The sequence below is a fragment of the Pseudomonas rhizoryzae genome (assembly GCF_005250615.1).
Lineage (GTDB): Bacteria > Pseudomonadota > Gammaproteobacteria > Pseudomonadales > Pseudomonadaceae > Chryseomonas > Chryseomonas rhizoryzae.
This window is the reverse complement of sequence record NZ_SULM01000005.1, coordinates 351,589-377,970: the sequence shown is the minus strand read 5'-3', so window position 1 is coordinate 377,970 and position 26,382 is coordinate 351,589. Positions and strand designations below refer to the sequence as shown.

Sequence of the window (26,382 nt, the reverse complement as noted above, 5' to 3'; positions counted from 1 at the left end):
CGGCATTGTACGGCACCTAATGGCCGTTCATCGGTCTCTTCAACCGGTCTCGCTCTGGTAAGGTGCCGGGCGGCCACCACAGCGCTTGTTGTCTTGGGTACCGCGAAGGGCCAAGCCCCGCGGAGCGTCACGGTTCGAACCCCGTTGCCGCCGGAGCCGTCAAGGCCTGGCTACCTGCAAACGTTTCACTTGGATGGAGTAATACCATGGACCTATGGAGTGCCTTGCAGGCGCTGATCTTGGGGATCGTCGAGGGCATCACCGAGTTCCTGCCCATTTCCAGTACCGGCCACCAGATCATCGTCGCCGATCTGATCGGCTTCGGCGGAGAAAGGGCCATCGCCTTCAACATCATCATCCAGCTGGCGGCCATCCTGGCCGTGGTCTGGGAATACCGCGCCAAGATCTTCGGGATCGTCACCGACCTGCCGCGCAAGTCCTATGCGCAACGCTTCACCGGCAATCTGATCATTGCCTTCCTGCCCGCCGCGGTGCTGGGCGTGATCCTCGGTGACCTGATCCACGAATACCTGTTCAACCCCATTACCGTGGCCTTCGCCCTGGTGATCGGCGGCGTGATCATGATCTGGGCGGAAAAGCGTACCCATCGCATCCGCGTGGAAGAGGTGGACGACATGCGCTGGCACGACGCGCTCAAGGTCGGTTGCGCCCAGTGCCTGGCGATGATCCCCGGCACCTCGCGTTCCGGCTCGACCATCATCGGCGGTCTGCTGTTCGGCCTGTCGCGCAAGGCAGCCACCGAGTTCTCCTTCTTCCTGGCCATGCCGACCATGGTCGGCGCGACCGTCTACTCGGTCTACAAGTACCGCCACCTGTTCACGGCCAACGACGTGCTGGTTTTCGGGGTTGGCTTCATCACCTCCTTCATCTTCGCCATGCTGGCGGTCAAGGCGCTGCTCAAGTTCATCGGCAAGCACAGCTACGAGGTGTTCGGCTGGTATCGCATCGTCTTCGGTCTACTCATCCTGGCCACCTGGCAATTCGGCTGGATCGACTGGCACGCGGCCAAGGCGGCCGGGTGAAACCCGATAGCGAACAGCAGAGCCGGCGCAAGCCGGCTCGTGCGTCTGCGCAGGCCGCTCCTGGCAAAACCGCAAAGCGTGCCTCGGCGCAGACGCCCTATCAGCAGCGCGCGGCCATCGCCCGCCAGGACGTGCTGCTGCTGTTGCAGATCGGCGTGTTCATCCTGCCCCTGGTCGGCATGCTGTCCCTGGCCTTCGGGCGCGGGGTGCTCTGGCCCCTGGCCTGGTACCTGCTGGCCAGCGTCGTCACCTTCTTCCTCTATCGGCACGACAAGCAGCGCGCCCGTGACAAGGGTTGGCGTGTACCCGAGCGCGTCCTGCACCTGGGTGAATTGCTGGGTGGCTGGCCCGGCGCTCTGATCGCCCAGCAGCGTTTCCGCCACAAGACGGTCAAGCTGAGCTTCCGCCTGGTGTTCTTCGCCATCGTCGCGCTACACCAGTTGCTCTGGCTCGATGTGCTGTGTGGCGGCGTCCTGCACCGCCAGTTGCCGCTCTTCTAGGGGCTCAGGGCAACACGGGCGATGGCGATGGGCTAGGCTTGGCAGCGAACGCCGCCCCTTGCCCAGGAGATATCCGTTGCGCCTTCCTCCGTCGATCCTCACCCCCTTGCTGCTGTCGTTGACCCTCGCCGCCTGCGCTCCCAGCCAAAAAGCGGCGCTGCCCAAGGCCCCGGAAGCCGGGTCCGGCTACCGTACCGGGCTGGTGGCCAGCGAGGCCAAGCGGGAGATGGCGGCGGCCGCCAATCCGCTGGCTGCGGAGGCGGGTCGGGAAATCCTGCGCCAGGGCGGCAGCGCCATCGATGCCGCCATCGCCATGCAGGCCGTCCTGACCCTGGTCGAGCCACAGTCTTCCGGCATCGGCGGCGGTGCCTTCCTGCTCTATTGGGACGGCCAGCGCGTGCAGGCCTACGACGGGCGCGAGACCGCGCCAGCCGGCGCCACCGAAGGACTCTTCCTGCGCCCGGATGGCAGCCCCATGGCCTTCGAGGAGGCCCGGATCGGTGGGCGCTCGGTCGGCGTGCCGGGGGTGTTGCGTGCCCTGGAGCTGGCGCATCGTGGCCATGGCCGCCTGGCTTGGCAGAGCCTGTTCGAGCCGGCCATTCGCCTGGCGCGCGAAGGCTTTCCCTTGTCGCCGCGGCTGCATAACCAGTTGCTCCATGATCCCTTCCTCAAGGGTTCGCCCGCCATGGCGGCGCTCTACCTGGATGCCCAGGGCCGGGTGAAGCCGGTGGGTACGCGCCTGCGCAATCCGGAGCTGGCGGACACCCTGACGCTGATCGCCAAGCAGGGCGCGGGGGCGCTCTATCGCGGTGACCTCGCCCGGGCCATCGCGACCGCGGTCCAGCAGAGTCCCAATCCGGGCAGCCTAAGTCTCAAGGATCTCGCCGGGTATCGCGCCAAGACCCGCACGCCGCTGTGCACCGACTACAGACGCTGGCGCGTCTGCGGCATGCCGCCACCAGCCGGTGGTATCACCGTGGCCCAGACCCTGGGGATCCTGCAGGCCCTGGAAGCGCGCGACCCGGCCTGGGCCCTGGCGCCGCTGCGCCCCGTCCCTACGTCGCTACCGGCTGGCCAGGAGCCGCGCCCGGAGGCGGTGCACCTGATCGCCGAGGCCGAGCGGCTGGCCTATGCCGACCGCGCCCAGTACGTGGCGGACCCGGACCGGGTGCCGGTCAACGTAAGTGGTCTACTCAATCAGGGCTACCTGGCCAGTCGCGCCCTGCTGGTGGGCGACCGGAGCATGGGCAAGGCCGCACCTGGAACCCCGCCCGGCCCCACGCTCGCCTGGGCGCCGGATCGCTCGCCCCTGCGCATCTCCACCTCCCAGGTGGTGGCGGCGGACGCCTGGGGTGGGGCGCTGTCCATGACCACCACGGTGGAGAGCTACTTCGGCTCGCACCTGATGGTGAAGGGCTTCATGCTCAACAACCAACTGACGGATTTCTCCTTCGTGCCCCGGGAAAAGGGCTTGCCCGTCGCCAATCGGGTGGAGCCGGGTAAGCGACCGCGCTCGACCATGTCGCCAACCCTGGTGTTCGATCGCGATAGCGGGGCCCTGGTGGCCGCCCTGGGTTCGCCGGGCGGCTCGCAGATCGCCGGCTATGTGGTCAAGACCCTAGTCGGCTTGCTGGATTGGCAGCTGGATGCCCAGGCTGCGGCGGGATTGCCGAACTTCGGCAGCCGCAACGGCCCTACGGAGCTCGAACGGGGCGAGACCACGACGGGATTGCGCAAGGCGCTGGAAGCGCGTGGGCACGAGGTGCGCGAGGATGAGATGACCAGTGGCATCCAGGTGATACGCCGAGTGGGATCAGGCTGGCAGGGCGGTGCCGATCCGCGGCGGGAAGGAGCGGCCCTAGGGGATTAGGATGATGTCCAGCAACCCTCACCCCAGCCCTCTCCCAAAGGGAGAGGGGGCGGAGTGGGGGAGGTCAGCCGGAGGGATCAGGCCGGCTGATCGAGTTGCAGCACGCGGGTAGTGCGGGCGCGCACTTCGCGTAGCAGCTCGGGTTCTTCCGCCAGCTTGTGACCGAAGGCGGGGAACATCTTGTGCAGCTTGGCTTGCCATTCCTCGCTCTGGAAGCGGCTCGGGAAGCAGCGCTCGACCAGGGTCAGCATGATGGACACCGAGGTGGAGGCACCCGGCGAGGCACCCAGCAGGGCGGCGATGGTACCGTCGCCAGACGCGACGATCTCGGTGCCGAACTGCAGGACGCCACCTTTCTGCGGATCCTTCTTGATGATCTGCACCCGCTGGCCGGCCACTTCCAGGCGCCAGTCCTGCTTGCGCACGGCTGGGTAGAAGCTGCGCAGTTCTTCGACGCGTTGGTCGAAGGATTGCAGCACCTGACCGACCAGGTAGCGGGTCAGCGGCATGTTGTCTCGCGCCACGGCCAGCATCGGGCCGATGTTGCCCGACTTGATCGACTTGGGCAGGTCGAGGAAGGAGCCGCGCTTGAGGAACTTGGTGGTGAAGCCGGCGAAGGGGCCGAACAGCAGCGATTTCTTGCCGTCCACCACGCGGGTATCCAGGTGCGGGACCGACATCGGCGGGGAGTTCACCCCGGCCAGGCCGTAGACCTTGGCCTGGTGGCGTTCGACGATCTGCGGATCGTCGCAGCGCAGCCACTGGCCGCTGACCGGGAAGCCGCCGTAGCCGGCGCCTTCCGGAATGCCGGACTTCTGCAGCAGCGGCAGGGCCGCGCCGCCCGCGCCGAGGAAGACGAACTTGGCGATCAGGGTGCGGGTGGCACCGGAGCGGCTGTCTTCGATGGTCAGGCGCCAGCGCTGATCCGCTTGGCGGCTCAGGTCCACCACCTTCTGGTTGTAGCTGACTTTGGTGCCACTACGGGTCTGCAGGTGGCCCAGCAGGCTCATGGTCAGGGCGCCGAAGTTGACGTCGGTGCCGCCGCCCACATAGGTGGCCGCCACGGCTTCGGTGGCTGGCCGGCCTTCCATCACCAGGGGCATCCACTCGCGCAGTTTGGCATGATCCTCGGAATACTCCATGCCGTCGAAGCAGGCGTGATCCTTGAGCGCCTCGTAGCGCTTGCGCAGGAAGGCCATGTCCTTGGCGCCATGGACGAAGGACATGTGCGGCACGGGGCTGATGAAGGCACGCGGCGAGCCGAAGTGGCCTTCCTCGACCAGGTAGGACCAGAATTGCTTGGACGCCTCGAACATCGCGTTGATGCTCAGCGCCTTGGTGATGTCGATGCTGCCGTCCGCCTTTTCGGGCGTGTAGTTCAATTCGCAGAGGGCCGCATGGCCGGTGCCGGCGTTGTTCCAGGGGTTGGAACTCTCCGCCGCGCCTACGTCGAGCAGTTCGAGTACCTCGACGGTACTCGTGGGCTCCAGCTCCTTGAGCATGACCGCCAGGGTCGCGCTCATGATACCCGCGCCGACGAAAACGAAATCCGACTCTTCGTTACCACTGTGCATTCATCGTACTCCTGAGACAGTGTCTCGCATTACACCTGAGGGAGAACGGGCGTCGGAGCCCGGTCTCTGATTGGGCGACCCGGCAACGGTCGGTAACGACCGGGCACGGGCAAGCAACCGGTAGGGCACAGCAGTCAGTTGCGACAGCGGCCGTCCGGCAATGTTCTGATGGGATGAAAGAGAGCAGGCTGGACTGGCGTACCGGAGTGGCCAGGCGCCCTGAGCGGGTCCGGCAGGCTGCGACGCGGGGACCGTCGAGCGCGCCCGGAGGGGGCGCCACGTTGTGCGAGACGTGGCAGGAGACCTGTCGGTCTCCCAGCGCAAGCGGTTGGTGTTGATCGCGGCGATCCTGGTCGAGTACCCGTTTCGGTGCGAAATGATACCTTCGGTAACCGCGCAGGGCACCCTCTATTTGTTCGTGTAGTGGGTCTTGAGATCCACTACACGAACCCTGGCTCAGCCGTTGATGCCTTGGCTGCGCAGGTAATCATCGTAACTACCGCTGAAATCCACCACGCCGCTTTCGCTCATGTCGAGGATGCGCGTCGCAAGCGAAGAGACGAATTCCCGGTCGTGGCTGACGAAGATCAGGGTGCCCGGATAGTTCTCCAGCGCCAGGTTCAGCGCTTCGATGGATTCCATGTCCAGGTGGTTGGTGGGTTCGTCCATCACCAGCACGTTGGGCTTCTTCAGGATCAGCTTGCCGAACAGCATGCGGCCCTGCTCGCCACCGGAGATGACCTTGACCGACTTCTGGATGTCGTCGCTGGAGAACAGCATGCGGCCGAGGGTACCGCGCACCAGTTGCTCACCGCCCTGGGTCCACTGGCCCATCCAGTCGAACAGGGTCGTATCGTCGGCGAAGTCATCGGCGTGGTCCTGGGCGAAGTAGCCGACGTCGGCGCTGTCGGTCCATTTCACCTCGCCACTCTGCGGCGCCAGCTCGCCCACCAGGGTGCGCAGCAGGGTGGTCTTGCCGATACCGTTGGGGCCGATGATGGCGACCCGCTCGCCGGCTTCGATCTGCAGGCCCAGGCGCTTGAACAGCGGGGTGCCGTCGAAGCCCTGGGTAACGTTTTCCAGCGTCACCGCCTGGCGGTGCAGCTTCTTGTACTGCTCGAAACGGATGAAGGGACTCACGCGGCTGGACGGCTTGACCTCTTCCAGCTGGATCTTGTCGATCTGGCGGGCGCGGCTGGTGGCCTGCTTGGCCTTGGAGGCGTTGGCCGAGAAGCGGCTGACGAACTGCTGCAGTTCGGCGATCTGGGCCTTCTTCTTGGCGTTGTCCGACAGCAAGCGCTCGCGGGCCTGGGTCGCGGCGGTCATGTACTCGTCGTAGTTGCCCGGGAAGAGACGCAGCTCACCATAGTCCAGGTCGGCCATGTGGGTGCAGACGCTGTTGAGGAAGTGGCGGTCGTGGGAAATGATGATCATGGTGCTGTTGCGCGCGACCAGGATGCCTTCCAGCCAGCGGATGGTGTTGATGTCCAGGTGGTTGGTCGGTTCGTCCAGCAGCAGCACTTCCGGGTCGGAGAACAGCGCCTGGGCCAGCAGGACCCGCAGTTTCCAGCCGGGAGCGACGGCGCTCATGGGGCCGAAGTGTTGTTCCAGCGGAATGCCCAGGCCAAGCAGCAATTCGCCGGCGCGGGCTTCGGCGGTGTAGCCGTCGAATTCGGCGAACTGGACTTCCAGCTCGGCCACGGCCATGCCGTCCTCTTCGCTCATTTCCGGTAGCGAATAGATACGGTCGCGCTCGGCCTTGACCTTCGCCAGTTCGGCGTGGCCCATGATCACCGTGTCGATGACGGTGGAATCTTCATAGGCGAACTGGTCCTGGCGCAGCTTGCCCAGGCGCACGTTGGGTTCGAGCATCACCTGGCCACCGGTGGGTTCGAGATCGCCCCCGAGAATCTTCATGAAGGTGGACTTGCCGCAGCCGTTGGCACCGATCAGGCCGTAGCGATGGCCGTTGCCGAATTTGACGGACACGTTCTCGAACAGCGGCTTGGCGCCAAACTGCATGGTGATGTTAGCGGTGGAGATCAAGGGGGTTACCTATCAAGGACTTACAGCGTCGCCGGATTCGCTGATACCGATTTGATACCAATACCGAGCTTGGCTATCTCGCTCCAGTCTGAACCTGAGTTGATCCAGCGAGCGTAGGTGGAAAGGAGTATCTGGATCGTGTTTCCCAGCTGTTGGGCGATGAAGGCGATGTTCATGCCGGACATTAAGCACATTGTCGCATAGGTGTGACGGCAGTTATAAGGGCGCCGGTACCGGATGCCGAGTGCGACCAGGGTAGGGCGCCACTGGTGGTGGATGTCCGACGTCTGCTTCACGTGCTCCGCGTTCTTCGAGGGCGGGAAGACGAACGGCGTCTCCTTGATCTTGCCCGATCCCTTCCGGCGCCGCTCGGCGTACTGCTGGGCGAAGCGCAGAGCATGGATCGATCGCTCGTTGAGCAGGATGGTCCGCGACTTGTGGGTCTTGGTCCGCTCCTCCACCTCGCCCAGGGCGACCACCCGGAAGATCCGGACGTGCCCACTCTCTAGATCCACCGCATCCCACTGCAGCGCCAGGGCCTCAGCGATCCGGACGCCGCTGTAGAACATGAACTCATAGAGCGCGGCATAGATGCTGGTGGGCCAGTGATCGCGGGCATACATCGCCTCGATGATTCGGTCGGCCTCGGCCTGGCTGAACGGGTCCACCTCCTTCTTCGTCCGGCGGGGCAGCTCCAGCGCCTCGGCCGGGTTCTTCTCGATCAGCCCATCGCTGACCGCCGATTTCAGCAGCGTCGACAGTCGCGTCATCGCGTTACGCTTCACCGCCGGCGAGGTCCATTCGGTCTCGGCGACGATCCGCCGCAGCAGGGCCGGGGTAATCAGGTCGATCCGGGTGCGTGCCAGATGCGGCTGCCAATAGATGTTGAGGGCGCTTAGGTAGTTGTTCCTGGTGCCCTTGGCCATCCCGCGGCTGTCCAACCAGAGCTGGGCGTATTCGCCGAAGGTGTTGCTGCTGGCGGCCAGGGCCGAGCCCGGGAAGAGCTCGGCGTATTTGGCGTCGTCCATCAGGCCGAGCTTGATCAGGTCGACTACCTGAGAACGCAGTCGGGATGCAGCCGCGATGCCCTTTTTCGTGATGGGATAGGGGAGCGTCTCGCTGAATCGCCGCTTGTTCCAGGTGAAGCGGATGCGGAGCGAATTGCGGAAGATTTCGACTCCGCGGGGCATATCCATTGCGCTTCCAGCCATTCCTCATACCTCCGTTTGCTGTAGATGGTCTCGCGGCCCTGCTTGATCCAGACGCCGGCGGGGATTTGGTTGCGGGCGCGCCGCGTTCGTAGCGCTCGAACGGTGATGCCCAGGTACTGGGCGAATTGGGCCTCGTTGAGCTTGTCGCGGTCGTCGATCAGTTCCTCAGCTGCAGACATGGGGGCTCCTCGCCGGCCAGGGCCAGCGGTGCGGGGTGATAGGGAGTGGCGGGTCTAACGGGAGGGGATCAGTTGCTGAAATAGGGTGGTCAGGGCAGAACCTTCCGGAACTCGACGACCCATACCCACGGGTTCGCGTGCCAGGACTCGGCGCCGTTTATGGAGGCCCATAGACCAGCGAAGCCGTGAATCACCGCCTCTTTGCATTCATGCCGGCTCGGCGAGGTTTCGAAGAACTGCCTACACAGTGCTGAATCGACGCCCTCGGCTTCCGCCTGGTCGCCGCTGATGTCCTGCAGGCGCTCGACGCGCACGTCGGTGATCTCCAGGAGGATGCGTGAGGCTGCACGCGGCATATGGATGCTAGGGCGCCAGCGCTCCCCAACAGCCCGGAGATCAGCGGGCACGTTTTCGAGGTTCGGAGGCAGACAAGCTGGGTACGTGGCGCGATAGGTCAGGTATCCCGGATCTACGTTGCCAACGCCGGCCCAGGTCTCGCGCACCCACAGCCGGTCGCCGACCTGGCCGAACGGGCAGGCGATGGGATGTTCTGAGCCCTGTTCGTCAATGAGGCTTTCATCAAAGGTGTGATACGGAAGCCAAGATCCATCCTGCTGCTGGACCAATGAAAAATTAGTGTCGGCGCTCCGCTTCCTTCGCTTGATAGCACGACGGGTGACGGTCTTCCGCCCTTCGAGGATCGCGCGCACCATCGGCCCGCTGAATAGAATCGGACGTTCCTTCATGGCAATAGCTCTCTCATCCCGCGCCGGGGCGCAGGCTTGTGGGGGTAGGGTTTAGGAGGGATCAGGCGCGGGCGTGGCTCGGCGCCGTGGTCAGCCAATTGCTGGCTGCCATCTCGGTCGTGAACAGCCGGCGCCAGCGGTCATCGCGGGCGACAGTAGAAGTCAGCGAAGAGCCACGGCTTGAGATGATGGACACCAGCCCTGCGCTGTGGACCTCGACGGGGACGACGAAGCCCAGGCGGCGGTCGGCCAGGTACTGCGTGCGCTTGGCAATCGCCTTGTCCGTGGCTCGCTCCAGATGCCGGGCCGCGCGGCGCTGTTCATCGCTTAGGTAGCGCCGGCCCGGTACCGGCATGTCGAGCTGGCGGCGGTAGTAGTGGACAGTCATCGGCCTGCACCCGACCTCGTCGGCTATCTGCCGGTCGGTGGCCGTGGTGCCGCGCTGGATGAGCAGATCGATGATTCGCCCGGGCAAGGTCTGGTCGATCTTCGTGAGGGCTGCCATGGCTATCCGTCCTCTCGTGCTGGTGGAGGATTGCAGCGCAGGCACTCGCAGGTGCCGACGCGCTGGCCGCTGGTGCGGCAGTAGATCGGGGCATTCATTACTGGGTGCTCTGGGTTAGCGCGCCAGCGGACGGCGCGAGGAGTGTTACGCGAAGATGTCGAACTGCACGCGCACGGGGGATGCAGCGATGGCATCTAGGCGTGCTGCCTCGTGCTCAATACGCGCCCGGGCGATCGCCATGTAGCTTTCCTCTAGCTCGCAGCCGATGAACTGGAAACCCTCGCGCAGGGCTGCTTTGCCGGTCGAGCCAGAGCCCATGAACGGGTCCAGCACGATCCCACCGGGCGGCGTCACCAGGCGGCACAGGTAGGCCATCAGATCGGTCGGCTTGACCGTGGGGTGGTTATTGCCCTTGAGGTCGGCGTTCTCGACCTTGCGCAAGGTGGTGCCGCGCTGGAGCTGCGGCCCAGGGTCCTGCAGGCCCTCGTTGCGGTCCTTGCGGCTGGTCTTGGCGCAGTAGAAGAACCGGGCGGCGCTGCCAGTGTCGGCGTGATAGGTGCTGCCGGCCTCGTCAACGTTTCCCTGGAAGGTGCCGTAACTGTTGCGGAACTTGTCGCCGTTGCGCTTGTGCACTGGGGCCGCGGCGCCCCCCGTGGATGGGAATAGCGTGGTCACCTCGTCACTGCCGTCGTGGATCATGTTTGCGGGCCAGCGGCCCGCTGCATGTCCTCCCCCAATCGGTCCTGGTGCAGATGAGCCGGCCGCGAAGTTTCCGCCGCGTATGGCACCGTTGGATATCCGAGCAGTGTCATCAGGAGTTTCAACTCGGCATCCGTCAATATTGATCGCTCCCGTGCCATGTAACTGCACATTTGCCGCGACCGTGCCGGCAAGGGGCTTACGGGCAATAGTGATCGGCTCCAGTGCAGGCTTCAGGGCAGTTCCCCAACCTTCCCGATCGCCTGCCAGGTTGTGCGACTTGGGAAAGCCCGACCCGTAGACCCAGGCGATCATGTCGCGGATCTCGAACCCGGCGTCCTCGATGCGGACGGCCATGCGGTGCTGGGTCCTGGTGCCGGCGAAGGCCAGCAGGTGACCGCCTGGTTTGAGTACGCGCAGGCACTCAGCCCAGATTTCGGTGCTCGGCACGTCGTAGTCCCAGCGCTTGCCCATGAACGCTAGGCCGTAAGGCGGGTCGGTGACGACGCTATCGACGGAGCAGGCGGGCATGGCCCGCAAGGTCTCCAGGCAATCGCCCAGATGCAGGGTGTATCGGTCCATGGGGGTTCCTTACTCGAGCGCGCCGGAAGCGCGGATGAAGTATCAGGCGGCCACTGTCTTGCTCGGCGCCATTGCCGCGGCGCGCCAGGGATCATTGGCCCGGGCGATCGCGGCCATGTGGGGAGGGCTGACGCTGTTACCGCACATGTGCACCTGCTGGCTCTTGGTGAAGGCCTTGCCGTCGGCGCCGCGGTCGATCTGGTAGTCGTCCGGGAAGCCCTGGGCGCGGTAGAGCTCGCGCGGCTGCAGCATGCGCAGGCCGATGTCCACCACCACGTAGGGCGTGCCCTGGATGGTGACGGTGACCAGGGCCAGCCGGTCCTTGGTGGTGACTGTGGGGGATGGCTCGTCCGGCCGGCTGGTGTTGTCGGTGCCGTAGTAGCTCATCAAGAAGGCGGCCACGCGCAGGGCGCCGGCCTCGACCTCCGGCGACAGCTGCAGCTCGACCACCGAGGTCTTGCCGCCGCCGCCCGCGGTGACGGTGGGCGCGGGCTCTTCCAAGCCCTGGCCGATGGAGGCGCCGAACTGGCGGGACAGGAAGGCGGTGACCGCACCATGGTGCTGGCCCGCAGCGCTGATGGTGTGCAGCGGATCCTGCGGCGCCCGCGCATCGCAGTTGCCGCGGAGGTGGGCGAGGGTGGCCACCGCCAGGCGCTGCTGGCTGCCCGAGTTGGTCACCGTGGTCATCGGCCGCTCTACGCTGTGCGCTGGCGTGGTATTGAAGCCGCCGTTCGCTTGTTCCAGGAACGCCGTGCAGACGCCCATCGCATGTGCTGCGCCGGCGGGGCGCTGGCAGTCGCCCCCACTGGTGATAGTGGGCATCGGCTCATCTGCAGCGGCGCCGGCGGAGTCGAAGCGGAATTTCACCAGGTGCGCGGCTGCGACCGCGTGCTTGATCCCGCCGGCCATCACTGTGCCCAGCGGCTTGTCCAGGCCTGGTACGCGCGGCTCTTGCCCCTGGCGCTCACCGTAGCCCACCGATACGAGCGTTGGCGCCACCACCGCGCGATGGTTCTCGGTCAGGATGCTACCCAGCGGGGCGCCGGCGTCGGCGGGTTTCCCTGCGTAGGCTGGGCCTCCCAGGCCGATCAGCGTGGGGCTCACCAGCATCTGCTCGCCGCGGTTCGCGCACGTCACGGTCGGCAGTGGCTCACGTGGGTCGTGCACCCGATCGGCGCCCTGGTGGGTAGCCGGCGCGATGATCGGGCTGGCCACCGCGAAGGATCCGCCACGCGGCCAGGCCGTGATGGTGTGCAGTGGCTCGTCTACCGAGATGGCTGCTTCTCGCGACCAATTGGCGATCGGCACTATGAACGGATCCGCTGAGTCCAGCACGAACTTGCGCATGCCCTTGGCCACCCGGCGCAGCGTGGCGGCGGCCAGCGGCTTCTTCCGCTCAAAGATCGAGGGGCAGGGGATCGACCAGTCGATGCACTCCGCGGCGCTGCGCCACTTCTTCTGGCCCTTGGCCGGGGCCTTGGCGTGCGTAGGCGCCGGCCAGACGATGGGCTGGCCATCGCAGCGGGCGATCATGAACAGGCGCTCGCGGCTAGTGGGCGCGCCATAGTCGCAGGCCCGGCCGACTTCCCATTCCACCTGGTAGCCCATGCCCTGCAGCAGCTGCACGAAGCGGCGCCAGGTCTGGCCCTTCCGCTTCGGGTCCGGCACCAGGAACTGCTGGTGCACCGGCACTCGCTCACCGAGGGCGGCCACCGTGCCGTCGACCTTCATCACCCGGCCGGTCGCCTTGCAGCGCTTGGCGATCAGCGGGCCCCACTGCAGGATCTGCTTCACATTCTCCAAGCTGATCACCCGGGGGCGCTTCTTGCCGGCCCACTTCAGCCCGATCCAGGACAGGTTCCGAATCTCGCGCTTCCGCGGTTGTCCGCCGGCGGCTTGGCTGTGGTGGGTGCAGTCGGGGCTCATGTGGAACCAGCCGACCGGGCGGCCCGCGCACTCGGCATCCGGATCGCCGTCGAACACGTCAGTGGTGAAGTGCCGGGCAGTGGGGTGGTTGGCGGTGTGCATGCTGATCGCCGCCGCGCTGTGGTTCTTGGCCACGGCGACCGGGCGGCCCAGACCCATCTCCAGCCCGGTACCGGCGCCGCCGCCACCGCAGAAGAAGTCCACGATGATCTCGTCGTCCTGGCTGCTGAAGCCCAGGCCGTACTGCGTTTTGAAGTCGAGCGAGGCCCGCCGCTGGAATGCGGTCATGTTCGGTTTCCTTGTGAGGTAGAGTTTGATCTTTGCTCACATAGCTCGCTGAATACGGGCGAGCCCTTTAAGCGGAGAAGTCAGTGGATAGAAAAGAACACCTGATTTGGCTGTTGGTGGATCTGGTCTATGACTTGGTTACACCTGGGAAGGTATTCAGGGACTACCTTGAAAATTCAGATATGAGCCCTGACAGTGCTGCATTTCTTGGGATAGCCAGGATGTGCAAAATCTCCTGTGTACTTTCGTTGGTGAAACTTCACGATATTCTCAAGGATTACGGAATCGAGACCCGAGAGCTTCCCAGCGATATAAGGGAACAAATTGGTCTGTTCCGAAGGTTTTGCACGGATAAAAAACTGGTCAGGCTTAGGAATAAGTTTGCTGCGCATAACTTCGACGATTTCGAAAGTAGTTCGTATGCAGAGGGGGAAGAGCTATTCACTGGTTTGTTCGGAAAAACACTAGGAGAACATCTTGAGTTCTTCGAGTGGGTATGTCCGGCCAATCCCTCTCAAACATTTGAGGCGTACCATCCGGCGTATCTAGTTACGCGCATGAGAAATTATCTAGCTTCGCAAGTCGCCCCGTCGCCCAGGATTTAATTCATGCGGTGAAGCAAGGCGGCTATGCCGCCGCCTATTTCAGCTGTCGTAGCTAGCCAGCCCGCAGGGCCTGGACCAGGTAGGGGTCGACGTCGGCCTGGCGTAGCAGCCATGCCTTGTAGTCGCTGGGTATCTGGCTGATTTTTGTGCCCTTGTGCTTGCCGTAGGGCATCACCGTGGGGATCCGGGCGCGCTCGGCGAGGGCATAGACCTGATCCCAGGTGTCGATCTCGTGGCCGTCTTTCGCGGCGTTGATCAGCAGGAAGCGCAGCAGGATCGCGCAGTTCCGGACGTCGTCGAGCGCTGCGTGGGCGTTCTGCAGCAGGTCGCGGGCCCAGGCCTCACGGCCATAGCGGCGTCCGATCATGTAAATCATCGCCGACTGGGTGTGGCTGTCCTTGTCAGGGAACAGGAACCGGCTCAGCGCCAGGGTGCAGATGCGGCGCACTCGCTTGGGCTCGCCAGCCATGCGCCAATCGAAGTCGACGTTATGGCCGATCATCAGAACCTCGCCGGGCGGCAGCGCAAACTGGGTGTGCTCGCGGCAATCCACCAGGTCGGTGCAGATGATGTGGTGGGTGGCCTGGGCGCCGAGGCTGATGGCCACGGTGGGCTTGAACCGCTCGTGGTAATGCTCGAACTCATCGGGCGACCGGGTGGTGATGAAGGCGGAGGGCGTGTCGGGGAGCACCAGCCACGCGGCCTCGATGATCTGGTCGCTCTGGTGGTCGGTGCCGGTGGTCTCGGTATCGAAAATGATCGGTTGCATGTCTGATCCTTGAATGATGAAAGGCCGCTTATGCGGCCTTGGCTTCGGTCTCGGTGATCACGCCACCCTGGATCCACACCTGCTGGATGCCGGCCGGCACCTTGGCCATGGGCTCCTTCATCGTCCCGGCCATGACGGCGCTGTCGAGGTCGCCGGAGCGGGTCAGGGCCAGCAGCAGCTTCAGCGCCTGGGGGCGGGAGGTGGGCTGCAGCACGTCGAAGCGGTCCAGCAGAACCAGGCGGATGCCGGACAGTCGCGCGATGGCGACGGCCAGCAAGGTGTCGGCGCGCCACTTCTCCGATTCCGAGAGCAGCCCATAGAGGCGGCCGCCGTAGGTGATGTCGATCTCGGGGGTGATCACCACCGGTTGCCAGTTGGCCACCGCGGCCTGGGCCGCCAGCAGCTCGTTGAACGGGTCAAGCGCGCCGGCGAGGATCTCGGCCGGGATGCCGGTGGGCGCCAGGGCGTCGGCGATCAGCGACCAGGCCACGACATCGGCATGGTGCTGAGCGGCGTTGGCGATCGCAGCGTCGCGACCGGCGATGGCGCCATGGGCGTCCACCAGGGCCTGGTGCTTGGCCCGGGCCTTGTCGCGCTCCTGGCGTAGCCCGGAGATGGCCTGCTCGGCGTTCTCGATGGCCTGGGCATCCGGTACCGCAGCGGCCTGGGCTTCCAGATCGGTGAGCTGCTCGGTAGCAGCGCGGCTCTGGTCGACGTCGCGCTGGCTGTTGGCCACTGCGCGCTGAGCGCTTTGCAGATAGCCCTGGTATTCGGTCAGGCGGCGGGCGGCTTCGGGGTCGGCGACCTTCTCCGGCGCTACATAGGCCACCAGCTGGCCGCGCTCCATCAGCACCTGGCCCTGACAGTGCGGGCAGGCCAGCGGGTCATGTGCCGGTTCGCCTGCCGCGGCGCGCTGGGCCTCGGCCACCTTCGGCTCCCACTCAGCGACGCGGGCCTGGTCGGCGCTGAGTTTCTCCTGGCGGCGCTGCAGCAGGTCAGCGGTGTCGCGCAGCTGTGCCATGCGGGCCTGGCGCTGGGCGGCGGCCTGGACATTGGCCTTGTGGCCGCCCAGGGTCTGCTGCGCTTCGGCCAGGTCGCCGTCGAGATCGGACAAGGCCTTGGCGGCCTCGGCGATCTGCTCCTGGGTGACGGTGGTGGACGGTAAATCTGGCTCCCACGCCTCGGCCTTCTGGCTGCCGTAGTTCTCGCCGGTGATAGCCTTCCAGGCGCCGCGCGACTCGGCGGCGTATTCCTTGGCCTGGGCCTCGGCAGCAGGGAAGCCACCGCGCAGCAGCGGCTTCACCTTCTCGAACTTCGCCAGGTCGGCGCCCTTGGCTTCCAGGCGGCGGGCCACCTCAGCGGCACCGGCGCCCGCACCGGTCAGGTCGAACAGCACCTTCCGTCGATCTTTACCATCCAGGGCCGCGAATCTCGCGGCTTCCAGGACAAAGGGAAGAAACGGCGCATCAGGAATTACCACCGATTTACCACCCGGCAGCATCATCCAGGCGGTCTGGCTTTCGCCAGCGGCGTCGACGTAGGTGACATGGGCCTCGCCTTTCTTCGCGCCCTCGGTTACCAGCCGGTCAAGCTCCTTCTTCAGGGAAACGCGGCGCGGCTGCCCGGTGAACGCCATGGCGATGCTGTCGAGCAGTGAGCTTTTACCGGCGCCATTGTCACCGGACACCAGTAGCAGGGGCTCAGATACGACAAGGGCTGCATTTCGCAGCCCCTGGACGTTGGTAGCGGTGATATTCGTGATGCGCATGGCTGTTACTCCATCGAGACGACTTCGTCGAGGTCCTTGGTGACGCGGTAGGTGTTGTGTAGCGGGTTTTCCGCTTCGCTCTGCACGGCGATGACCTTGTCATCGAGCAGGCGGACCACCAGGGCGCGGGCGGCGTCGCTGCCAATAGCGAACCGGCTCTGCAGGTAGTCGATGGTCACGGGCGGCGTGGCGCGGGCCAGGACGGCGCAGATGTCGGAATAGGGTACGACGCCGTATGCCGCGGGATATGGCTCTGCGGCGCCAGCATCCTCGGGCTGGGCATCCTGCTGCTGGAGCGCTTCGTCTGTAGCTGCGCCGTCTGCTGCTTGCGCCAGGTCCTCGGCGGTGCCGCCCAGGCGCTCGGCCAGCTCTTCCGGGCTGCCCAGCAGGTCACCGACCGCCAGCGGCAGGTCCGACTGGTCACGGTCGGGCTGGATGGCGTCCAGGCCTTCGCGGTAATCATCCGGCGCCAGCACCAGCAGGCAGAGCTTGCCGGCCGAGTCAGTCAGTTCGTGCTTGCCCGGTTCCAGGGCATCAACCTTGGCCGTTACCGTCAGGGCCTTGGCCTCTACCTTGATTGACCGCACCTCGATCGGCACCGCAGCAGCGCCTCGGGCGCTGATGATCCGGACGGCGATCGTCACCGCTTCCTCGGCCTTCTCGGTGATCCGGTCGATCACTTCCTGCTGCTGGCCCTCGTTCAGCTTGTGATAGGGCGCCTTGAGGTTGTGCAGCTCGAAGAGGCAGGTCTCCACCAGGTCGTGTACCAGCAGCTGGTGAGCGAGTTCCGAGGGCATGCAGCCGTGACGCTTGGCGCTTTCGATGATGGCGCGGTGTTCCATTTTCATGGGTGGGTTCCTACTGGTGGGCGATCTTGTTGAGCGACTGCAGCTGGGCGTCGCTGAGGTAGGTATGTGCGCCGTAGCGCTCGAACTGGTCGCGGATGTCCGTGGTGAACTGGATCTCCCAGTCCGTATCCGCGCCGTCCTCAGCGGCGGCCAGCAGGGCGGTGAACTGCTCGACGCGGTCGAACAGCTCCTCTACGGTCCGGCTGGCCATGGCCATCACTCCATGCTGAATTCGTCGTCACCGACCTGCTGCTGCTCGGTCGACCCGGTGTCGGTGGCTGGCTGCTCGTCCTGATGCTCGGCCTGGGCGCCGGCGCCTTCCGGCTCCTGCGGCTCGGGATCGCTCGGGGTGAGCACGGTGTAGTCGCCATGCAGCGCGGTATCCAGCGCCTGGCTTGCGCCGGTGTCGGCTCGTTCGTCCAGACTGGCGGCATTGGCCATCTCGATACTCATCGGCAACCACTTGAAGAGCCGCCGGGTGACGGTCTTGCGGCCCATCTCAACGTAGTGATCGGCCCAGGGGCCGGTGATGATGAAGTTGCCGCGGTTATCGCGCTTCGCCCGGTTCTTCTCGGCCGACTTGTCGCGGATCTGGTCGACCTGTTGCCGGCTCATCACCTCAAAGGCGTGGCCGCCGCCGACGAGCTTCGCCACCGCGTAGAAAGCGATGACCTCGCCACGGTCACCCAGGGCCGGCTTGTGGTGCAGGCGTTCGTCCAAGCCGTAGGCATAGTCGAACTCGTCGTTCTCGCAGACCTCGTGGGCGCCGATGCTGATGATCTGACCGGAGCGCCGCGCCAGGTCCAGCATCCCCTTGTAGCCCATGATGATCTGGACTTCGGTCTTCGTGGTCCGCCACTCTCCGCCGACCTTCTCCCGCTTGTCGAAGGGGATCAGGTAGATGTGGCCCATCGGTGTGTTCGGCTCCAGGCCGAGCATCGAGCACTGGACCGCGGCGCCCAGCAGGGACTCGACGGTGCAGTTCATGAGCTTCGGCGTGGTGCGCATGGCGCCCAGGGCGATCCGGAGCATCCGGTCAGGGTCCAGGTGCTTGGGCAGCACCTGCTTGAGCATGCCTTTCTGGCTCTCGAAGAATTTCTTCACGTTGCCAGCGCCGGCATCCGTGGCGGTCTGGGCCAGGATCTGGCGGGAATTGCCGGCGCCGCCCTGGGCGGCCGCCTTGAGCTGTGCTTGGGACATGTTTGGTTTCCTTACTTGAGGCGAAAGACGCGGGACCTGTTGGTCCGCTTGAACTGCTCGAGCAGGGCGGGATGCGCCTCGCCGAATGCGGTCTGGTCGAAGCGCCGGCTTTCCTGGGTCTTCCAGGTGGCCACCGGCCGGCCCTGCACCGTCAGGGAGGTGCAATCGAGCATGAACACCTTGATGTGCTCTTCCAGACGCTCCTTCTCGTTCTCCAGACGCTTTAGCTGGGTCTTGATGCTGGACAGCTCGGCAACCATGGCAGCTGTGGTGCCGTCCGCTTCGATACTGGCGCCGGAATCCTTGTCGAAGAGCCGCAGGATGTCGGTGACGGTCGAGGGCGGCGGTGGTTCCTTGCGCTGGATCCGCTCCCAGAACTCGATCTCGGCGGCGCGGATCGCCTCGATGGTCTCGTCGTCGCGCTCGACCCGGTAGATCCGGAAGTCATCGCCGCCGATCAGCACGCCGAAGACGCAGACTTGCCGCCCAGTGACCATCAGGCCGTGCATGGCCTGGGCGGTGTAATGCACCGGGATGGCATCGGTCTGCTCTTCACCCCATGCCTGGGCCTTGAACGGGGAGACCGTCTTGATCTCGATGTTCTCGCCTGTCTCGGCCTCGGCATCGATCTCCGCGGCCATGTAGGTATGCACCGGGTCGCGGTACCGCTCGCCGCGGCGGACGATCACCATCCCGGTCTCTTCGGCCAGCAGGTCGATGACGTAGGGCTCCATCCGCGAGCCGCGGGCGAAGATTTTGGCCTTCGCCGGATCGTCGGGCTGGCGGCCCTGGACCTTGTCGAGGTAGACGTCCAGCGGCGTGCGCCAGGGGCTGATGCCGAGGATGCCGGCAACGTCGCTGCTGCCGAGGTACTTCTGGCGGTCGAGCTGGCCGACCGAAATGAGTGCGTTCATGGGGGCTCCAGGGCTCAGCAGAAGGCAAGCCAGGCGATGATGAGAAAGGCGTAGAGAGCGACGGCGGCCAGAGCGCCCTCGGCGATGGCGCGTGCCATGGACTGGGCTTTCACGATGCGACCTTGGCCAGCGCCGCCCGCCCGATAGCTCGAATCGCTACCCTGGCGCGACCCAGTTCCTGCCGCGCTACCTTGCGCTTAAGGTGCAGCTCCCAGGCTTTGCGGCAGTGCTCGCACTCCGCATCAGCTAGGAAGTTACCAACATCGTGGTCATCAAGGCGGACCATGCCGTAGCCGCAAGAGGAGGGCTCAAGGTGATGAAGAGCCTGCCAGAGGTGTGTCTTGATCCGGCCGCCAGGCTCAGTGAGCTCGTTCCGGCGAGCTGCAGGTAGGCTCCAGTCCTGGTGCTCAACGCTGACCGAACAGAGCGCCAGAGCCTTGCCGATCTCGCGCCGTAGCCTTGCGACCTCCTGGGCCGCACGCTCGTGGCGAACAATGGCTTCGAGAGGCTTCGTCATGACGCCACCTCCACCGACCAGCGCCGACCCGGCCGGCGCATCATTGGGGAGCGGATCGGGGTATCGATCAGCCGGGTCTCCGGCGGCAGGCCCAGGGCGTCGGGCAGCGACTGTCTGGCGCGCAGCAGCAGGGTGTGGCGCGCTTCGGCCTCGGCGACTTGGTCGTCGGTGATGGCGGGGACGGGGGAGGTGGTCACGGCTGGACCTCCCGCGCTGCCAGCATCTCGTCAGCCTGCTGATATGCCATCTGCGCCACGGCCGTCAGGTTCATCCTGGTGAACTGCTCGTCCAGATTGGCATTGCAGCCCTGCATAGCCTTGGCCGCGAAGTAGTCGCGCAGGCTCATGCCGAACTCAGGGCCGTAGGCATCACTGGTGCGAGGGAATGCGCGACCTCCGTCGTTAATGGTCATGCTGCTGCTCCTTGCGCCTTTGCCCAGCGCTTCGCGACTTCCTGCGAGATGCGAACCCGGTTGTGGTCGTGGGCCCGGTCGTCGATGGCGCCCAGGGCATAGGCCATCTCGTTCATGCCCTCGGCGATGCCGTCACCGAAGGCGGGGATGCGAGCGATCCACATCTCCACCAGGCGTTGGGCGATTTCCTGATCGGTTTTCATGCAGCCTCCTTGCGGCGCTTGGCCAGTTCGGCGGTGAAAAAAGGTTCGTGCTCGGCCAGCAGTACCCGGCGCCACTCCAGCAGCTCCTTGGCCAGCGGGAGACAGATGCTGGCGAGGGTCATGTAGGCCTCGTTGAACTGGTGATCGCGCATGGCGGCCAGCGTCTCCAGCAGCGCGACCTGGCGCGCCGGGTCGATCTGGAGGTCGCAGTGGATGGCGAAGGCCAGCATCGTGTCGGGGTTGCCGGTGTCGATGTCGTGCTGGAGCTGCAGCACCTGCTCGTGGGCGCACTCGAGCGCCCGCTCATGCTGGATGGCGAGGGTCATGGTGTGGGTCTCGGGTGTGCGCCGGACGGCGCGGGGAGTCAATCTGTGTAGGCGACGTATTCGAAGAAGCCGTCTTTGAACTTGTTGAAGCGTCCGCCGAAGGTGCCGCGAACCTTTTCCTCTACCTCTTGCCGGCTCATGTGGGGCGGGTAGACGCCTTCCTTGATCATTGAGCTTGCGGTATGCAGCTTGATCACGAAGTCAACCTTCGATGGGTCTAGTACCCGTCGAACGGGCTCGACGAAAGCGAAGCCAGCGCCCAGGCTGATCGGTCCCATGTCCCGCCGAATGAGCGGGTCATCTGCGGCTTCCCAGCCACAGTGAGGGCAGTAGCCACGCTCAGCGGTACAGGCTGAGCACGGCGCGCAGATAAAGCAGGTGCACCCATCAACTGGATGGTCCTTGATGAGGCCCTGGCAGCCATCACGGCCGCAGATATCACCTTCGCAGTAGCCGGGTTCTGTTTTCTCGGACATGACGATCCCTCGCCGCGTCTCTGCGGCCTCATTGGTTTGGATAAAATCGCAAACGCACCGCTGGGGGTGGCGATGCGTGCTGGCGAAAAGGGGTGATGCAGTGCTGGCCCCTGTTGACCGATGGGCTGGCGCGACTTCCCGTCTTCTGCATCCCAAAGCGCCCTCGTTGGAAGGCGCTTCAGTGATGCGTTAGGCCAGGCGGAAGCGGCGGGCGTCGAAGTGGCATTCCACCAGGTCTTCGTCGTTATCGAAGAAGGCAGCTTTGACGGTCATCGGCTCCCTGAAGTAAGGGCTTCCAGCGCTTACGCCTTCAGCGAAAATGGTCTTAGGAAGAACCTCGGTAATAATGAAGGGCCCCTCCGAACGCTTGTGTTTGAGCCCGTCTTTCCAGACCACTTTGTCGCCCACCTTGAAAGGCTCCTGGGCTTCGGTGAGGGAGGCGGCGAGTTGAGTCAGTCGATCAGTCATTTCAGTGCCCTCCAGGGCTGTGGTGGTGTTTTCCCGTCTGGCCCTGTTGCCAAGGACAGCGAGGAAAACTGCTCAGGCTGCTCGGCACTCAGCCGCCGTCATCCGATGGCCGTCTTGGCGTTCAACGACATGCACGCCAGCGTGATATCCGCGCTCGGTGTTGAGCCTGTTCGCCTCGCTGATGCAGGCGGCCAGGTCTGCGTCTTCGAAGACTGTCCGCTCGCCGCGGTGCGTGATGAAAAGGGTTCTGTTCATGGAGCCTCCTGGTTGTCATCCCGCAGCACCCGGTCGCCCAGGTGCTGAAGTGATGCTTTCCCGCCGCGCGCACCTGCTGGGCTCTAGCGCGACCGCATGCTCATCAATGTCGTTGGGTGCCACGCCGCCGATGTCTGCAGCTAAGGCTTTCAGGTTGGGTGGCTTGGGGCTTCCCTGGTCATGGCGCCGTGGGCATCGTGTTCGTTTCGCCATGGTCATCGGGCCTTACAACTCGCCGCGTACAGCCCCGGTGCCCGATGTGGTGTAGGCACACGGCGAGAGGTCCGGCGCGCCCTTTGCCGAGGCTAGGCGCGCTAATTCGAATCGGTGTTGCTGCGCATTGCATACGGGTCGCTCTCGCGGAGCGGGCCAGGTGCCCTCAATCAGCCGTCCCGGTCGCCCCTCAGGGTCGCCTTCGCGTGGGCAGGCTTTCGGGCCTGTCTGATTGCCGGTCGCCGTAGAGGCAATGCGGTCTGTGGTTTCTTTGTTGCGTCGAATTGGTAAAGAGCAGGGGCGGTGGAGCTACCCGAATCTGCGTCTTGCGCAGTTCATGGTTTGCACTATGCGCAGAAAACGAATCTGCGTCAAGCGCAGATTGGTCGGGATTAGATTTTTTGCCGGGCATGAAAAAGCCCGCTCGCGGCGGGCTTCATGTATCACTCGGGGTCAGTCTTCCGTGGGCATGCGCTTCCAGGTGAATTCATAGCCATCGTCCTTGCGCTCGACAGAGAGGCCATCCACCTCCCGCATCTCGTCCACCACCCGCTCCCAGTCGTCGTCATGGTCTGTGTCCATGCGCTCGACCCGGCAACGGTGCTCGATCTGCGCGTGCGGCTCGGCGATATGAGCATTGATGCGGTGGCACAGACGCTCATAGCTAGACACCTGAACCTGTTTCTTGACGACCTGGGCATTGCTACGGGGCACGGAACACCTCCTACTGTGACACTGTTCAAATGTACAGTATTTGAGTCCAAGCGAAGCGGCAAGGTTCCGGGCACAAAAAAGCCCGCGCTAGGCGGGCTTTGCTGGCGATTACATTACTGGGTGACGATGACTTCGCTTTCTTTATCGTTTTCCACTGTGACCCTGGTGGCAATGAAACCACCCTGAGGCGCAAGTCCAAACTGCGTGGGGGCCTGCCAGCGCACCTCGGAAACCACGAAGTACTCGCCAGGGGGCAGGTCGGTGAATTTGAAGCTACCCGTACCGTCTGCGCGCTTGTTCCGGATGTAGCTCAGTAGGCGGCTGTCCGGAGCAGCTATCGGTACCTTTCGCACAAAGCTCGCGTTGTACCACTCCTCGGTGTACGAGGTAACCGGAGTGAGCTCAACGTTCGAGCCGGCACCATACTTTACGTCACCTCCCACGGTCCTCATGAAAACCTGACCGCGGACGCTACCAGTGCCCGTCTTCGGCAGGTAGCTGTACTCAGCAGCTGGGAATAGGGATCTGGCTTGCGGCTGAACCGCAACACACCCACCAAGGGCGGCCAGCGCCAAGGCTGCCACAGTCAATCGAATCGTTTTCACAATGCACCTCCATGTCATAGAGCCGTCATTCTAGCCGCTGGATTAGAGTTAGGCGGAGAACGTGACGGGCTGCGTGGTTAGAGGGGCGGGCGGTAGAAACAGGAAGCCCGGCGCGGGGCCGGGCTTTTAGTGGAAGGCTGAGGCTATTTCGGAATCGCTCTCAGGATGGGTGCCAGGTACTGCTGAACGATCCACCAACCGCCCGCTGCAATGGATAGGACTGTCAGCAAGGCATAGATGGCCAGCTGCCCTTTGGTGATCATGTTTCGCTCGATGAAGTCCAGGCGCGTCTCTATCTTGCCAAGCGCCACCTTGACGTCAGTCATTCCAGATTCGAGAGCTCTAATTCTTCCGTCCATCTCGCCACCACCTTTTCCGCCGCCACCGCCAAATTCAGCATGAGGCTGACTCATGGATTCAAGCTTATCAACTCTGCGCGATAGGACGTCAAGGGACTTGGATGCGAAGTCCGGGATCTTAATCGGATCCATTTTCTTCTTCCTCGAGCAGCTCCTTTAGTCTGCCGAGAGACTTATATACGTCAGACATCTGCTCGATTGAGTTTCTGAGTTCAGACATGACTTCTTCCCTTGCCTCGTCGAATTCCTTTTCCGGCATAAGCTTGAGTACTTTTGTAGCCACTGTAATTTGACAGGACACAATAGAGCTAAGCACGGTCCCCATAGCAGCTGCGCTTGCCGTTAGGGCAAGAAAACGTTTTTCGTCGCTCATCCATCCTCCTAGTCCAGGCATCCGACCATCTGGCAAGCAGCGGAAGCCGCAGTAAATGCCGCGATGCACCAGGCAATGGGCCTTGCGCCAGGCCTGCCATGCCAGACGTCTCTCCAGAATCGAATTGCGTTCATGCGCACCTCCTGTCCCGTGGTTGCTACTGCACGATCTTGCTGGGCGGCACGATGGCACCCACCGGGTAGCAATGCTGGATTTGCTCCCAGGGGATTGTCCTGCGCCCGAAGGCATCGTTCACCGACATCAGGCTCACCTCATAGTCATCGGCACGCAGCAGCTCCTTTACCATGCTCTCGCCCTCGTCGTGGACGCCGTGAAGCTTGATGTAGACGTATTCGCCTGGCACTAGATCTCCGTTCGGCTCAATGATCGCCACCCACCCAGAGCGGATAGCCGGGGACATCGAGTCGCCGCGCAGCCGAAGGGCGTAAGCGTCCTTGTCATGGGTTGGGAAGTTGATGTGGCCCTCGCTCGGGCTTAGGGCTGTCCAATAGCCCTCGGCGCCAAGCTGCGCGATGCCGACTATCGGGATCTGCCGGAAGGGGGAGGTAATGGGCACGGGCGGGCCGACGTTGGATTGGTCCGCGTCCATTGCGCCCAGGGACAGACCCAGCGCCCCGAGCAGCTTCGACAGCAGCTCTTGGCTTGCCCCCTGTTTGCCGCGCTCCAGGCGCGACAGGTTTCCAGTATCGGTTCCGACCTGGTGCGCGAGCTGCTCTAAGGTCAGGCCTTGTTTTTTCCGGGCCTGGCGGATGATCTCACCTATTTCCATGCCGGAATTGTTCGGCCTTTGCTGCGTATCGCGCAAAGCGTCCTGCGCAGATTTGGCTTGCAAATAATCTGCGTACTGCGCAGACTGCAAATTAACAACGTCCAGGCAAGAGGTCATCCCATGACTCCGTTGAAAAAGGCCAGGGTCCAGAAGGGCTGGAGACTGGCAGATGTGGTTGATCGACTTCGCGCTGCGGGTGAGGCGATCGATACCGGGAATTTGTCCCGAGTGGAAAGAGGTGTTCAGCGGCCATCCGCTGGCTTGGCCGAGAAGCTGTGCGGGGTATTCGAGGGTGATCTCACTGAGATCCACATCCTGTACCCCGAGCGCTTCGTCGAGCCGGAAGTGAATCAACCGGCGGCCTGACCATGAGCACACCCGCATTAAGCCAAGACCCATCTGCAAGGGCACGGGAGATCGAGTCCCTGGTCTTGCAGCGACTTCTGTCGGTGGGCCAGAAGACCGTCGCGGACGCAATCGGCTTGTCCGAATCGACCGTGTCGCGCTGGAAGGAAGGCGAGATCGAGCGCTGGAGCAAGGTGCTTGCGCTCCTGGGGCTGCAAGTCGTCCCGGTTTCTGCGGTGGTGGTCAACGCCGAATATCTGCGCTCGCTCGAAACCCTGGCAGAGCTGGGGCTGAAGGCCGAGAAGAAACGCCCGGGACCCCTGGGCTGGGATTGAGCTGTGCCCGCATTCCAGATCAACGACGATGAGTGGGGAGCGCTGTTCGATGCTCCACACCACCTGCTCAAGGTGTACGCCTCGATTCGTATGCACATGGACTACCAGACCGGCATCACCGGGGTATCCAGGCGCATAAGTGAGCAGATGCTGCGCGAGGTACTCAGCAACCCCGCGTCACCGGGTCGGCCTGCACACCAGGCCACCCGAAAGGAAGTCCGTTACTCGCTGGAGACCCTGGCGAAGCTCGGCCTTCTGGACCCCATGCCTTCCCTTGGGCCCTTCGTCTTCGCCCTGCCTCAGGCTTCCTACGATCAATCCGTCTCGGAGAGGTGGGGCCAGAGGTTGGCACCAGGTGGGGCCAGAGGTGGGGCCAGCGAAACTCCGCCAGAACACAGCAACGACGCGGCCTCTGGCGAGATAGATGGAGAAGGTGGGGCCTTAGGTTTTCCGCAGGTGGGGCCAGAGGTGGGGCCTACCTCCGGTCTTCCTCCGAATCTTCCTACTTCTTCGTCTTCGCGCACGAGCGCTGACGACCGATTCGCCATGCATGACGGCTGGGAGCCATCGGCCAGGGGCTGGAAGGCCACGGCGATGCGCAACGGCCTAGGGAACACCACCGTCCACCCCGACCAGCTCCTCGAGTTCCGCTCCTACTGGATCAACCGCCCGGACAAGTTCCAGTCCCAGGGCCAGTGGGAGCACGAGCTTGCCCAGA

At 64.1% G+C, this 26,382-nt stretch carries 32 protein-coding genes and 1 pseudogene; 7 read left to right on the top strand and 26 right to left on the bottom strand.

Annotated elements, in window-relative coordinates:
* Positions 1 to 206: 206 nt before the first annotated feature.
* The 3 genes from FAZ11_RS10450 to FAZ11_RS10440 all read left to right on the top strand — a co-directional run bounded on the left by FAZ11_RS10450 (position 207) and on the right by FAZ11_RS10440 (position 3,413).
* Positions 207 to 1,043 (top strand): undecaprenyl-diphosphate phosphatase, encoded by an 837-nt coding sequence (locus FAZ11_RS10450; protein ID WP_058768452.1) that lies wholly within the window; start codon positions 207 to 209, stop codon positions 1,041 to 1,043.
* A complete protein-coding gene (locus FAZ11_RS24990; protein WP_058771945.1) occupies positions 1,040 to 1,543 on the top strand; it encodes a DUF1294 domain-containing protein in 504 nt (167 codons plus the stop codon). The genes FAZ11_RS10450 and FAZ11_RS24990 overlap by 4 nt, the downstream gene beginning before the upstream one ends.
* 76 nt (positions 1,544 to 1,619) lie before the next feature.
* Positions 1,620 to 3,413, top strand: a complete 1,794-nt coding sequence (locus FAZ11_RS10440; protein WP_081319940.1) for a gamma-glutamyltransferase family protein — start codon at positions 1,620 to 1,622, stop codon at positions 3,411 to 3,413.
* 77 nt (positions 3,414 to 3,490) lie between these two features.
* Here the strand turns inward: FAZ11_RS10440 and mqo are convergent, their stop codons facing one another.
* The 7 genes from mqo to FAZ11_RS10400 form a co-directional block, all read right to left on the bottom strand.
* Complete coding sequence (gene mqo / locus FAZ11_RS10435; protein WP_058771943.1) at positions 3,491 to 4,987, bottom strand: malate dehydrogenase (quinone); 1,497 nt, start codon at positions 4,985 to 4,987, stop codon at positions 3,491 to 3,493.
* 456 nt (positions 4,988 to 5,443) lie between these two features.
* On the bottom strand, positions 5,444 to 7,033 hold the full coding sequence (locus FAZ11_RS10430) for an ABC-F family ATPase (protein WP_058771942.1): 1,590 nt from the start codon (positions 7,031 to 7,033) through the stop codon (positions 5,444 to 5,446).
* A gap of 20 nt (positions 7,034 to 7,053) precedes the next feature.
* Positions 7,054 to 8,244 (bottom strand): tyrosine-type recombinase/integrase, encoded by a 1,191-nt coding sequence (locus FAZ11_RS10425; protein ID WP_137279273.1) that lies wholly within the window; start codon positions 8,242 to 8,244, stop codon positions 7,054 to 7,056.
* A gap of 268 nt (positions 8,245 to 8,512) precedes the next feature.
* Complete coding sequence (locus FAZ11_RS10415) at positions 8,513 to 9,169, bottom strand: hypothetical protein (protein ID WP_137279272.1); 657 nt, start codon at positions 9,167 to 9,169, stop codon at positions 8,513 to 8,515.
* 61 nt (positions 9,170 to 9,230) lie between these two features.
* Positions 9,231 to 9,674 carry a LexA family transcriptional regulator gene (locus tag FAZ11_RS10410; RefSeq protein WP_137279271.1) on the bottom strand — a complete coding sequence of 148 codons (444 nt, stop codon included), beginning with the start codon at positions 9,672 to 9,674 and terminating at the stop codon, positions 9,231 to 9,233.
* Between the two features lie 144 nt (positions 9,675 to 9,818).
* Positions 9,819 to 10,955, bottom strand: coding sequence for a DNA-methyltransferase (locus tag FAZ11_RS10405; protein ID WP_137279270.1), 1,137 nt, complete (start codon positions 10,953 to 10,955; stop codon positions 9,819 to 9,821).
* Between the two features lie 42 nt (positions 10,956 to 10,997).
* Complete coding sequence (locus FAZ11_RS10400) at positions 10,998 to 13,169, bottom strand: DNA cytosine methyltransferase (RefSeq protein ID WP_137279269.1); 2,172 nt, start codon at positions 13,167 to 13,169, stop codon at positions 10,998 to 11,000.
* An 83-nt stretch (positions 13,170 to 13,252) separates the two neighbouring features.
* Here FAZ11_RS10400 and FAZ11_RS10395 point away from each other — a divergent pair, with 83 nt between their 5' ends.
* A complete protein-coding gene (locus FAZ11_RS10395; protein ID WP_137279268.1) occupies positions 13,253 to 13,774 on the top strand; it encodes a hypothetical protein in 522 nt (173 codons plus the stop codon).
* A 52-nt stretch (positions 13,775 to 13,826) separates the two neighbouring features.
* On the opposite strand, the gene FAZ11_RS10390 is transcribed toward FAZ11_RS10395, so the two are convergent.
* From FAZ11_RS10390 to FAZ11_RS10300, 19 genes are all read right to left on the bottom strand, one after another.
* Positions 13,827 to 14,543, bottom strand: coding sequence for a putative quorum-sensing-regulated virulence factor (locus FAZ11_RS10390; RefSeq protein WP_137279267.1), 717 nt, complete (start codon positions 14,541 to 14,543; stop codon positions 13,827 to 13,829).
* Positions 14,544 to 14,571: 28 nt separating this feature from the next.
* Complete coding sequence (locus tag FAZ11_RS10385) at positions 14,572 to 16,311, bottom strand: AAA family ATPase (protein ID WP_137279266.1); 1,740 nt, start codon at positions 16,309 to 16,311, stop codon at positions 14,572 to 14,574.
* 5 nt (positions 16,312 to 16,316) lie between these two features.
* A complete protein-coding gene (locus FAZ11_RS10380; RefSeq protein ID WP_137279265.1) occupies positions 16,317 to 17,159 on the bottom strand; it encodes a DNA translocase FtsK in 843 nt (280 codons plus the stop codon).
* Positions 17,160 to 17,169: 10 nt separating this feature from the next.
* Positions 17,170 to 17,370: a hypothetical protein gene (locus tag FAZ11_RS10375; RefSeq protein ID WP_108582189.1), complete on the bottom strand. Its 201-nt coding sequence runs from the start codon at positions 17,368 to 17,370 to the stop codon at positions 17,170 to 17,172.
* Positions 17,371 to 17,375: 5 nt separating this feature from the next.
* Entirely contained in the window at positions 17,376 to 18,359 is a 984-nt protein-coding gene (locus tag FAZ11_RS10370; RefSeq protein WP_137279264.1) for a recombinase RecT, read from the bottom strand.
* 11 nt (positions 18,360 to 18,370) lie between these two features.
* Positions 18,371 to 19,273: a YqaJ viral recombinase family nuclease gene (locus tag FAZ11_RS10365; protein ID WP_137279263.1), complete on the bottom strand. Its 903-nt coding sequence runs from the start codon at positions 19,271 to 19,273 to the stop codon at positions 18,371 to 18,373.
* Positions 19,274 to 19,382: 109 nt separating this feature from the next.
* Entirely contained in the window at positions 19,383 to 19,790 is a 408-nt protein-coding gene (locus FAZ11_RS10360; protein WP_137279262.1) for a hypothetical protein, read from the bottom strand.
* On the bottom strand, positions 19,787 to 19,987 hold the full coding sequence (locus FAZ11_RS10355) for a hypothetical protein (RefSeq protein WP_137279261.1): 201 nt from the start codon (positions 19,985 to 19,987) through the stop codon (positions 19,787 to 19,789). Before FAZ11_RS10355 ends, FAZ11_RS10360 begins: the two co-directional genes overlap by 4 nt.
* Positions 19,984 to 20,202, bottom strand: coding sequence for a hypothetical protein (locus FAZ11_RS10350; protein WP_137279260.1), 219 nt, complete (start codon positions 20,200 to 20,202; stop codon positions 19,984 to 19,986). Before FAZ11_RS10350 ends, FAZ11_RS10355 begins: the two co-directional genes overlap by 4 nt.
* Positions 20,199 to 20,405 carry a hypothetical protein gene (locus FAZ11_RS10345; RefSeq protein ID WP_137279259.1) on the bottom strand — a complete coding sequence of 69 codons (207 nt, stop codon included), beginning with the start codon at positions 20,403 to 20,405 and terminating at the stop codon, positions 20,199 to 20,201. The genes FAZ11_RS10350 and FAZ11_RS10345 overlap by 4 nt, the downstream gene beginning before the upstream one ends.
* Complete coding sequence (locus FAZ11_RS10340; protein WP_137279258.1) at positions 20,402 to 20,731, bottom strand: hypothetical protein; 330 nt, start codon at positions 20,729 to 20,731, stop codon at positions 20,402 to 20,404. The genes FAZ11_RS10345 and FAZ11_RS10340 overlap by 4 nt, the downstream gene beginning before the upstream one ends.
* Before the next feature lie 38 nt (positions 20,732 to 20,769).
* Entirely contained in the window at positions 20,770 to 21,207 is a 438-nt protein-coding gene (locus FAZ11_RS10335) for a hypothetical protein (RefSeq protein WP_137279257.1), read from the bottom strand.
* Between the two features lie 189 nt (positions 21,208 to 21,396).
* Positions 21,397 to 21,675 (bottom strand): hypothetical protein, encoded by a 279-nt coding sequence (locus tag FAZ11_RS10330; protein ID WP_137279256.1) that lies wholly within the window; start codon positions 21,673 to 21,675, stop codon positions 21,397 to 21,399.
* A gap of 72 nt (positions 21,676 to 21,747) precedes the next feature.
* The gene (locus FAZ11_RS10325; RefSeq protein ID WP_137279255.1) at positions 21,748 to 21,930 is read right to left on the bottom strand and encodes a hypothetical protein; all 183 of its coding nucleotides are present in this window, start codon (positions 21,928 to 21,930) and stop codon (positions 21,748 to 21,750) included.
* Positions 21,931 to 22,596: 666 nt separating this feature from the next.
* Positions 22,597 to 22,857 carry a DUF1654 domain-containing protein gene (locus tag FAZ11_RS10320; protein ID WP_137279254.1) on the bottom strand — a complete coding sequence of 87 codons (261 nt, stop codon included), beginning with the start codon at positions 22,855 to 22,857 and terminating at the stop codon, positions 22,597 to 22,599.
* Positions 22,858 to 22,970: 113 nt separating this feature from the next.
* Positions 22,971 to 23,462, bottom strand: coding sequence for a hypothetical protein (locus tag FAZ11_RS10315; RefSeq protein WP_240043576.1), 492 nt, complete (start codon positions 23,460 to 23,462; stop codon positions 22,971 to 22,973).
* 143 nt (positions 23,463 to 23,605) lie between these two features.
* Entirely contained in the window at positions 23,606 to 23,953 is a 348-nt protein-coding gene (locus tag FAZ11_RS24850; RefSeq protein ID WP_193557145.1) for a hypothetical protein, read from the bottom strand.
* On the bottom strand, positions 23,940 to 24,194 hold the full coding sequence (locus tag FAZ11_RS10305) for a hypothetical protein (RefSeq protein ID WP_137279252.1): 255 nt from the start codon (positions 24,192 to 24,194) through the stop codon (positions 23,940 to 23,942). The genes FAZ11_RS24850 and FAZ11_RS10305 overlap by 14 nt, the downstream gene beginning before the upstream one ends.
* 157 nt (positions 24,195 to 24,351) lie before the next feature.
* Positions 24,352 to 25,101 carry an XRE family transcriptional regulator gene (locus tag FAZ11_RS10300; protein WP_240043575.1) on the bottom strand — a complete coding sequence of 250 codons (750 nt, stop codon included), beginning with the start codon at positions 25,099 to 25,101 and terminating at the stop codon, positions 24,352 to 24,354.
* 3 nt (positions 25,102 to 25,104) lie between these two features.
* Here FAZ11_RS10300 and FAZ11_RS10295 point away from each other — a divergent pair, with 3 nt between their 5' ends.
* From FAZ11_RS10295 to FAZ11_RS25255, 3 genes and pseudogenes are all read left to right on the top strand, one after another.
* Entirely contained in the window at positions 25,105 to 25,350 is a 246-nt protein-coding gene (locus FAZ11_RS10295; protein WP_137279251.1) for a helix-turn-helix domain-containing protein, read from the top strand.
* A gap of 2 nt (positions 25,351 to 25,352) precedes the next feature.
* Positions 25,353 to 25,664 carry a CII family transcriptional regulator gene (locus FAZ11_RS10290; protein WP_137279250.1) on the top strand — a complete coding sequence of 104 codons (312 nt, stop codon included), beginning with the start codon at positions 25,353 to 25,355 and terminating at the stop codon, positions 25,662 to 25,664.
* A 90-nt stretch (positions 25,665 to 25,754) separates the two neighbouring features.
* Positions 25,755 to 26,357: pseudogene (locus FAZ11_RS25255) on the top strand (DnaT-like ssDNA-binding domain-containing protein); the annotation flags it as partial.
* Between the last annotated feature and the right edge of the window lie 25 nt (positions 26,358 to 26,382).

What these genes read in the sequence shown, in the direction of transcription:
- FAZ11_RS10300 (WP_240043575.1), bottom strand. Translation starts at nt 25,101, where the DNA reads ATGACCTCTTGCCTGGACGTTGTTAATTTGCAGTCTGCGCAGTACGCA.
- FAZ11_RS10325 (WP_137279255.1), bottom strand. Translation starts at nt 21,930, where the DNA reads ATGAACAGAACCCTTTTCATCACGCACCGCGGCGAGCGGACAGTCTTC.
- FAZ11_RS10410 (WP_137279271.1), bottom strand. Translation starts at nt 9,674, where the DNA reads ATGGCAGCCCTCACGAAGATCGACCAGACCTTGCCCGGGCGAATCATC.
- FAZ11_RS10405 (WP_137279270.1), bottom strand. Translation starts at nt 10,955, where the DNA reads ATGGACCGATACACCCTGCATCTGGGCGATTGCCTGGAGACCTTGCGG.
- FAZ11_RS10385 (WP_137279266.1), bottom strand. Translation starts at nt 16,311, where the DNA reads ATGCGCATCACGAATATCACCGCTACCAACGTCCAGGGGCTGCGAAAT.
- FAZ11_RS10400 (WP_137279269.1), bottom strand. Translation starts at nt 13,169, where the DNA reads ATGACCGCATTCCAGCGGCGGGCCTCGCTCGACTTCAAAACGCAGTAC.
- FAZ11_RS10295 (WP_137279251.1), top strand. Translation starts at nt 25,105, where the DNA reads ATGACTCCGTTGAAAAAGGCCAGGGTCCAGAAGGGCTGGAGACTGGCA.
- FAZ11_RS10415 (WP_137279272.1), bottom strand. Translation starts at nt 9,169, where the DNA reads ATGAAGGAACGTCCGATTCTATTCAGCGGGCCGATGGTGCGCGCGATC.
- FAZ11_RS10425 (WP_137279273.1), bottom strand. Translation starts at nt 8,244, where the DNA reads ATGGCTGGAAGCGCAATGGATATGCCCCGCGGAGTCGAAATCTTCCGC.
- mqo (WP_058771943.1), bottom strand. Translation starts at nt 4,987, where the DNA reads ATGCACAGTGGTAACGAAGAGTCGGATTTCGTTTTCGTCGGCGCGGGT.
- FAZ11_RS10340 (WP_137279258.1), bottom strand. Translation starts at nt 20,731, where the DNA reads ATGACCCTCGCCATCCAGCATGAGCGGGCGCTCGAGTGCGCCCACGAG.
- FAZ11_RS10450 (WP_058768452.1), top strand. Translation starts at nt 207, where the DNA reads ATGGACCTATGGAGTGCCTTGCAGGCGCTGATCTTGGGGATCGTCGAG.
- FAZ11_RS10370 (WP_137279264.1), bottom strand. Translation starts at nt 18,359, where the DNA reads ATGTCCCAAGCACAGCTCAAGGCGGCCGCCCAGGGCGGCGCCGGCAAT.
- FAZ11_RS10380 (WP_137279265.1), bottom strand. Translation starts at nt 17,159, where the DNA reads ATGAAAATGGAACACCGCGCCATCATCGAAAGCGCCAAGCGTCACGGC.
- FAZ11_RS10330 (WP_137279256.1), bottom strand. Translation starts at nt 21,675, where the DNA reads ATGACTGATCGACTGACTCAACTCGCCGCCTCCCTCACCGAAGCCCAG.
- FAZ11_RS10365 (WP_137279263.1), bottom strand. Translation starts at nt 19,273, where the DNA reads ATGAACGCACTCATTTCGGTCGGCCAGCTCGACCGCCAGAAGTACCTC.
- FAZ11_RS10345 (WP_137279259.1), bottom strand. Translation starts at nt 20,405, where the DNA reads ATGAAAACCGATCAGGAAATCGCCCAACGCCTGGTGGAGATGTGGATC.
- FAZ11_RS10360 (WP_137279262.1), bottom strand. Translation starts at nt 19,790, where the DNA reads ATGACGAAGCCTCTCGAAGCCATTGTTCGCCACGAGCGTGCGGCCCAG.
- FAZ11_RS10375 (WP_108582189.1), bottom strand. Translation starts at nt 17,370, where the DNA reads ATGGCCAGCCGGACCGTAGAGGAGCTGTTCGACCGCGTCGAGCAGTTC.
- FAZ11_RS24850 (WP_193557145.1), bottom strand. Translation starts at nt 23,953, where the DNA reads ATGGATCCGATTAAGATCCCGGACTTCGCATCCAAGTCCCTTGACGTC.
- FAZ11_RS10350 (WP_137279260.1), bottom strand. Translation starts at nt 20,202, where the DNA reads ATGACCATTAACGACGGAGGTCGCGCATTCCCTCGCACCAGTGATGCC.
- FAZ11_RS10290 (WP_137279250.1), top strand. Translation starts at nt 25,353, where the DNA reads ATGAGCACACCCGCATTAAGCCAAGACCCATCTGCAAGGGCACGGGAG.
- FAZ11_RS10335 (WP_137279257.1), bottom strand. Translation starts at nt 21,207, where the DNA reads ATGTCCGAGAAAACAGAACCCGGCTACTGCGAAGGTGATATCTGCGGC.
- FAZ11_RS10305 (WP_137279252.1), bottom strand. Translation starts at nt 24,194, where the DNA reads ATGAGCGACGAAAAACGTTTTCTTGCCCTAACGGCAAGCGCAGCTGCT.
- FAZ11_RS10390 (WP_137279267.1), bottom strand. Translation starts at nt 14,543, where the DNA reads ATGCAACCGATCATTTTCGATACCGAGACCACCGGCACCGACCACCAG.